Consider the following 6,610-nt stretch of genomic DNA (forward strand, 5'->3'; position numbering starts at 1 on the left):
CATCAACCTCGCCAAGGCCGAGGAAGGCATGAAGATCATGGCGGACAACGGTGTGACATTCGCCGAAGTCGACCGTCAGCCCTTCATCGACGTGATGACAGCGTATTTCCAAAGTGAGACCGAGGCCGGGAACCTTCCGCCCGAGTTTCTGGAAGCTGTTGAAGCGACCCGGGCGCAGTGACCGATGGTTACGCTGTTTCGTAAATTCGATCGCCTCCTCGGGGCGATCGAAACCGTTTTCGTGGTGCTGGCCGGGGGCATGATGATCACCATTCTGGCGATCATCTCTGCCAACATCGTGCGGCGTGGGATTTGGGACAAGGGCATCGTCTGGGTTTGGCCATGGGCCGAAGTGCTATTCGTCTGGATGGTTATGATCGGCTTCTTCGTGGTCTACCGGCAAAAGCGCTATATGGAGATTGACTTTGTCGCCCGGCTTTGTGGTCCAGTTGGCATGGCGGTCACCCGGATCATCTCGCAGGTCGGCATTCTGTCGATGACAGGTCTGATCCTCTACTACGCACCGACGCTGTTCGGCTCCCAATCAGGCGAAATCGATATCGTTGGATTGCCACGATATGCCATCGCAATCCCGATGTATGTCTCGGCTGGGCTGGTGTTTCTCAACTCTCTCGCTGAACTGATCAAGGCCGTCCTTGGCGATCCCGAAGTCAGCCACAGCGCGCATTTCTGAGGCCGCAATCATGTCACTAATACTATTTGCAAGCTTTGTGATCGGATCGCTGATGCGGATCCCGATCGAAATCGCCATCGGCATCGCCTGTACTTTTGCTTTTCTTTATCTGGGGTTTGACACGCTTTACATCATCCCCAACCAGATTTTGGATGGATTGCAAAGCCCCACGCTGCTGGCAATTCCGTTCTATATCCTGGCCGGGAACCTGATGAATGTCGGCGGGCTGACCGACCGGATTTTCAATTTTGCCTCCGCATTGGTCGGGCATTTCCGCGCGGGTTTGGCGCATGTGAACGTACTGGCCTCGATGATTTTTGCCGGTATTTCAGGCGCAGCTCTGGCAGACGTAGCGGGCCTTGGCATGATCCAGGTCAAGGCCATGCGTGAACGCGGCTATTCGGCCGAATTCGCAGCAGCCCTTTCGGTCGCCTCAGCGACAATCGGGCCGCTTATCCCGCCCTCCATCAGCCTGATCATCTATTCTTTCCTATCTGGCACTTCGATTGCGCGGCTCTTCCTAGCGGGTCTCGTACCTGGTGTGATGATCGGCATTTCGCTGATGATCTACAATTTTGTGGTCGCAAAAAAGCACGACTTCCCGCGTGAAGAACGCAAACCACTACCAGAGTTGGTACGCAGTTCCAAGGACGGCCTCGCTGCCCTGATTGCCCCCGCAATCATCATCGGCTCGATGGTCTATGGCTTCGCAACTGCAACCGAAGCAGGCGTTTTGGCCTGTGTCTACACCCTGCTTTTGGGTCTCGCTTACCGCGAACTGACGTGGAAGAAGTTCTGGAACGCGATCATCGACTCGGTCGCGATCACCGTCACCATCATGCTGATCATCGGGTTCAGCCACGTGATGGGCTGGCTGCTGGCAATTGAGCAGATGCCGCAGGTGCTGGCCGAGACCTTCCTGAACTATGCCGACAGCAAGTTCATGTTCCTGGTGATCATCACCATTCTGCTGCTGGTCGTCGGCTGTCTGGTCGAAGGTGTTCCTGCCAAGCTGATCCTGGTTCCGATCCTTTTGCCCGTAGTGGATCAGTTCGGGGTCGACCGGGTGCATTTTGGTATCATCCTGACTCTGAACCTGTTGCTGGGTATCGCGACTCCGCCGATGGGCATGGGCCTTTATATCATCTCGCGAGTCAGCGGCGTGCCCTTCGAAAAGGTGGCCGTAGCAGTGCTGCCGGTACTGGTTCCTCTGTTCATTGTGCTGCTGATGGTGACCTTCGTGCCCGGGTTCTCGCTCTGGCTGCCGAACATGATCATGGGGCCGGAATGATGGCCGCGACCAAGGACAATCCAATGAAAAAACTCCACGTTGTCGTAACCATCGATATCGAAGTTCCGACCTGCGATTCACATCCTTCGGCCAGCGGCCCGCCCGACCACGAAAAGGGCGGGGCCTGGGCGCAGGCTTACGGAGAAATCGCGAAGTCTTTCGCTATGCCGGTCACTTACTTCATTCATCCCGAAGTCGCCGTACGGCAGGCTGATCTTTATAAGAAATTGGAGAGCCAGGGGCATTGCCTTGGCCTCCACATCCATGCCTGGCGGTTCGACAGGCGTTATCAATGCGAGTTTGGGGGCCTGACCGAAGATCAGGCCCGCCAGATGTTGTCCGAGGCCACAGGCATGTGGATGACGGCCTTTGGTCAGCGCCCCCGGCATTTCCGCCCCGGAACCATGTCAGCCAATGACAGTATTTTCCGAGTTCTCTCCTCGCTCGGATTTGCCGGGGCGGCTGTGTCCCTGCCTGGTCGTGTGTTTCCCCAAAAGCACGCTGTCTGGGCAGGGGCGCCTTTGGACCCGCATCGCGGCCATAGCCATTTCCGGATGCTTGAAGGCGATCTGGATGTGGTCAACATGCCGATGTCGGTGGACACTTCAATTGTGGTCGAGAAAAACGGGCTCCGTTTTTTGCGGGACTTGCGGCCGGATTTTATGGATGTGAATCATCGCGAGTTGGTAACTCGCTGCATCGATCAAACTATGGCCCGCGATCCGGACGTAGCCTGCATCAATTTGGTCACACACAATGACTTCGATTTTTCTGACGCGAAATCGGAAATTACCCGCAACTTCGTGAAAACTCTCACGGCAATTTGCGATGTCTGTTCTGAACGCGATATCAATTGGGTTGGAAGCACGATGGACGACATCTGCAGCGAGGTTCTTTCGAGCCCAACCAAACCATATCAGTTCAACCCAAATGGAGGTCGCGTGATGTTTGACAAAGACGCGAGGCCCAAAGCTTGATGAATTCGTCAATTTGGCTCGAACCCAAATTTTCACGCGGGGCCCACTCCTGTTTATTTGGTGGATCGCATTCACCGGCGGCTCTGTTGCAAATATTGAGAATTGACGACCCCTTGATGGAAGGGTGAATGATTTTCGACGCTATCAAGTTAAATGTCAGATCATGATTTCCTTCACCTCTTGAAGATCAAAACCCAGCGAGGAAAGCGAATAGCGAACTACCGTTTTGCCCCTTTTTTGTGAGTTCGCATACCAATGGGTTTTGCGATTTCAGCGAAATCTAAGATCAATCGAACTCGGGGATTGCGAACGAAAAAGACGTTGAGTTTTTGCACTCGGCCCGCGTTTCACTTTAGCATCGACACTATTCCGAGCTTTTGGATTTCGAGAAGATCACGCAGTTGCTCTACATCCTCAGCTCGATCCCTGAGGCCGAGCGACGACAGCACGATACACTCTGCCAACCGATCAGTTGAGATGTTCGTGATTGAGGAATTTGAATGATCCGCCAGAGTTTTTTTCCAAGCGCCGATCTTATCGGATTGCGCGCGTTCGGTTGCGGCCTTTCCTGCCGCGTTGAAACCTCCAATCATATCCCTTGCGTCGGGCGTCGCGGAGACGATGGCAAAAGAAGATAGGATTGCATGTTCGAAAAACGCATCAAGCTTGTCGCCCAAATCGCTGCTGCGTTCCCAGTCTTTATGGATTTTTGCCAAAGACTGATCTGAGTAGTGTTGAATTGCAGCGCACAGAACTTCGTCCTTGTTCTTGAAAAACGAATATATGGTTTGGCGAACAATCCCAGCCTCCGCTGCGATGTCGCCCATCCTGGTTCTTCCTACTCCGTAGCGCATGAAGACACGCACGGCGGCTTCGAGAATTTTCGTTTGAAGGTCTTGCATGGCGACATATTGACATTCATCGAAGTTTTGTCAATAAACGACAAACCTACACCAAATGTCGTCGTGAGGTTTGCGGGGTTTCGGGTCAAGTTAAAAAGTCACAATCGAACAAGTCGAAATGTGCAGGGAGGTCAAAACATGAGAAGACGAACGACGCTCGGCGGACTTGGGGCAATGGTTCTGCTCGAATTAACGGGAACGCGCAGAGCAATGGCAGACAGCATTGATACAAAAGGGAACCACATGATCATCGTGACAGTCGAAGTCGAGTTTGAAAACGATGGAATTCACGAAAAGCGGGATGCGATCAAGGCAATGGATGAAGCGACGGCGATGGAAGAAGGATGTATCGCCTACAAGTCATCCTTTGACGCAACAAACCCTCGGATCCTGCGAATCTATGAGATGTGGGAGTCGATGGATGCGCTGGTCCCGCATTTCAAGACCCGGCATATGGCAGAGTTTCAGGCGGCACTAAGTGGGCTGGCGGCCAAAGGCATGGATGCCAAAGTCTATGAAGTGGCCCGGGAACTTCCGTTTCCAAATTAAGGTTTGGGGTAAGCGAGGCTCCGGTGATCGTTCGACACACAACTATCCGCAACCCGGCCCTGAGCCGGCTTGCGGCGACAAAATATCAGCCCTCAAATTCTCACCCGGCCGATGCTGAGGACGGCCCACACAAGCCATTCAATTTAGGTGCCGACGCCGCGCTGCTACTTCCCCAAAGCAGCTATTCGTGCTCAGAGCAGCATTTACTCATCCTGATATCCTCCGCGGCGGGCACGTTCACGCATTCTATCAAAGAGCAGCGGCGGACTATCAGAACGGAACGATAGGCTTTTTCTTACCGAACATCAGTTTCCAGGCAAGACCGACAGTTGCTACAAATCTGCGAACGGAATGCCGGTCCGGATGCCACCGGTTCTGGGCAGTGTGGCGGGTGCCAAAGTTGACGCCTCACGAAGGCTCGGGCACAGTTTGAGAATGATCCAAACAGTTCTGGTTGATGTCTCTGGAGTTCTCTATCAGGGGGCCGAAGTAGTCCCCGGGGCCGTGGAGGCACTTGCCCGGTTGCGTTCCAGCGGACGGCAAGTGAGGTGCCTTACCAACAGCACCCGCCAGCCAAAGCACCGTATCATGGCCAAGCTGCACAATCTAGGGTTCGCTATTCGGCCTGAGGAGGTATTTACACCCGTTGCCGCTGTTCTTGACTGGTTGGTGCGCACGGGGCATAGCCCGCATTTGCTCGTCCACCCTGAGCTTGAGGAAGAGTTTTCCGGCTGTGATCGTAGTGGACCGCTCGCCGTCATTGTTGGCGATGCTGCCGAAGAATTTTCCTATGAAAGCATGAATCGGGCATACCGATTGTTGCAAAAGGGCGCGCCTTTGATTGCTCTCGCGAAAAACCGGGTTTTCATGGATAAGGATGGGCAACTGAGCCTTGATGCCGGCTGCTTCGTCAAAGCGCTGGAACACGCTACCGGCGCCCGGGCCCGGCTGTTCGGCAAGCCGGATTCCGAGTTTTTTAGAGCTGCCATTGCCAGCACCAGAGCCTCTCCAGCACAGTCGGCTATGATCGGCGATGATGCTGAAAGCGATATTGCCGGTGCCTTGGCTGCGGGTGCGGCAGAGGCGTATCTGGTGCGCACCGGAAAGTTCCGGGAAGGCGACGAAACCCGGTTTGCCCCCGAACCGACAGCTACGGTGGATGATATTTGCGAAGCGGTGGCCTACCTGACCAGTTCTGTCAGCCTTAAGGCAGAACCTCCAACGTGACAGTCGAGGAAGGGTTTGACCGCGCCAGAGGATTGCAGGTAAGTCCTCGTATGGCTCATCACCCAATCTTATGGACGTTCCGCCGCTGCCCGTACGCTATGAGGGCCCGCCTCGCCTTGGCGAGTTCGGGTGTCAAAGTCGAGTTGCGTGAAATTCGTCTAAGGGAAAAACCACAAGCCTTCTTGCAAACATCTGCATCCGGCACGGTGCCAGCGCTTCGCCTGTCAGATCAGGTTATTGACGAAAGCCTGGATATCATGGTTTGGGCGCTGGAACAAAATGATCCGCAGCGGCTTTTGGACATGCCTAAGGAAGGGTGGGGCCAGATCGCGGAAAATGATGGTCCATTCAAGGCTGCATTGGATCACACAAAGTATGCCACGCGCTATCCGGAAATCGACCAACTGACAGAGCGCAGGAAAGCTACAAGCTACTTGGTCAACCTCGACAGACAGTTGAATGGGCGGTCTTGGTTGTTTGGAGATCGCCCAACACTTGCCGATCTGGCACTTTTGCCCTTTGTCCGCCAGTTTGCCCACATAGACAGGGAATGGTTTGATGCGCAGGAATGGCCAAATTTGATTGCATGGCTGGATCGTTTTCTGGAAAGCGAAGCCTTCAAGCATGTAATGAACAAGTACTCGCCGTGGGCAGAAGACGACGCGCCGCTGTGGTTCAGCGGATAGGCTCAACATAGCGGATCGGCCCATTCCGGACGTTGACCGCCACCCGAAGTGCCGCAACGCAGAGTTCTTCAAAATCATATTTGATCCTATTGCCTGTTCTTTCTGTTCAAACAGGCGTGACGGGCTGTTAACGGACCACGGACACATCTCTTTTCCGTTGCGCATCCCTGATGAGAGCAGCAAGCCGATAGAACCCATGTGCCATCTTGGTATAGGGCATGAGCAAGAAAAATGTCAGGACCGATCCAAGGTGGATGGCAACCAGCGCGGGCATCAGAGCCGTT

Annotated in this window: 7 protein-coding genes and 1 pseudogene; 7 read left to right on the forward strand and 1 reads right to left on the reverse strand. The window is 54.2% G+C overall.

Annotated features, from left to right (window positions below; translation table 11 throughout):
• The 4 genes and pseudogenes from MHN28_RS24495 to MHN28_RS24510 all read left to right on the forward strand — a co-directional run.
• A pseudogene (locus MHN28_RS24495) lies at nt 1–181 on the forward strand (hypothetical protein); the annotation flags it as partial.
• Between the two features lie 3 nt (nt 182–184).
• Complete coding sequence (locus MHN28_RS24500; RefSeq protein WP_239345640.1) at nt 185–694, forward strand: TRAP transporter small permease; 510 nt, start codon at nt 185–187, stop codon at nt 692–694.
• 10 nt (nt 695–704) lie between these two features.
• On the forward strand, nt 705–1,985 hold the full coding sequence (locus MHN28_RS24505; RefSeq protein WP_239345642.1) for a TRAP transporter large permease: 1,281 nt from the start codon (nt 705–707) through the stop codon (nt 1,983–1,985).
• A 23-nt stretch (nt 1,986–2,008) separates the two neighbouring features.
• The gene (locus tag MHN28_RS24510; protein WP_239345644.1) at nt 2,009–2,962 is read left to right on the forward strand and encodes a polysaccharide deacetylase family protein; all 954 of its coding nucleotides are present in this window, start codon (nt 2,009–2,011) and stop codon (nt 2,960–2,962) included.
• A 347-nt stretch (nt 2,963–3,309) separates the two neighbouring features.
• Here MHN28_RS24510 and MHN28_RS24515 read toward each other — a convergent pair whose 3' ends face one another.
• Entirely contained in the window at nt 3,310–3,864 is a 555-nt protein-coding gene (locus MHN28_RS24515) for a TetR/AcrR family transcriptional regulator (protein WP_255733668.1), read from the reverse strand.
• 138 nt (nt 3,865–4,002) lie between these two features.
• Between MHN28_RS24515 and MHN28_RS24520 the strand changes: the two genes are divergently transcribed.
• The 3 genes from MHN28_RS24520 to MHN28_RS24530 all read left to right on the forward strand — a co-directional run bounded on the left by MHN28_RS24520 (nt 4,003) and on the right by MHN28_RS24530 (nt 6,326).
• Complete coding sequence (locus MHN28_RS24520; protein ID WP_239345648.1) at nt 4,003–4,413, forward strand: putative quinol monooxygenase; 411 nt, start codon at nt 4,003–4,005, stop codon at nt 4,411–4,413.
• Nucleotides 4,414–4,848: 435 nt separating this feature from the next.
• Entirely contained in the window at nt 4,849–5,640 is a 792-nt protein-coding gene (locus MHN28_RS24525) for a TIGR01458 family HAD-type hydrolase (protein ID WP_239345650.1), read from the forward strand.
• 50 nt (nt 5,641–5,690) lie between these two features.
• Nucleotides 5,691–6,326 (forward strand): glutathione S-transferase, encoded by a 636-nt coding sequence (locus tag MHN28_RS24530; RefSeq protein ID WP_239345652.1) that lies wholly within the window; start codon nt 5,691–5,693, stop codon nt 6,324–6,326.
• Nucleotides 6,327–6,610: the final 284 nt, after the last annotated feature.

This window comes from Ruegeria sp. Ofav3-42 (genome assembly GCF_022347725.1).
Classification (GTDB): domain Bacteria; phylum Pseudomonadota; class Alphaproteobacteria; order Rhodobacterales; family Rhodobacteraceae; genus Ruegeria.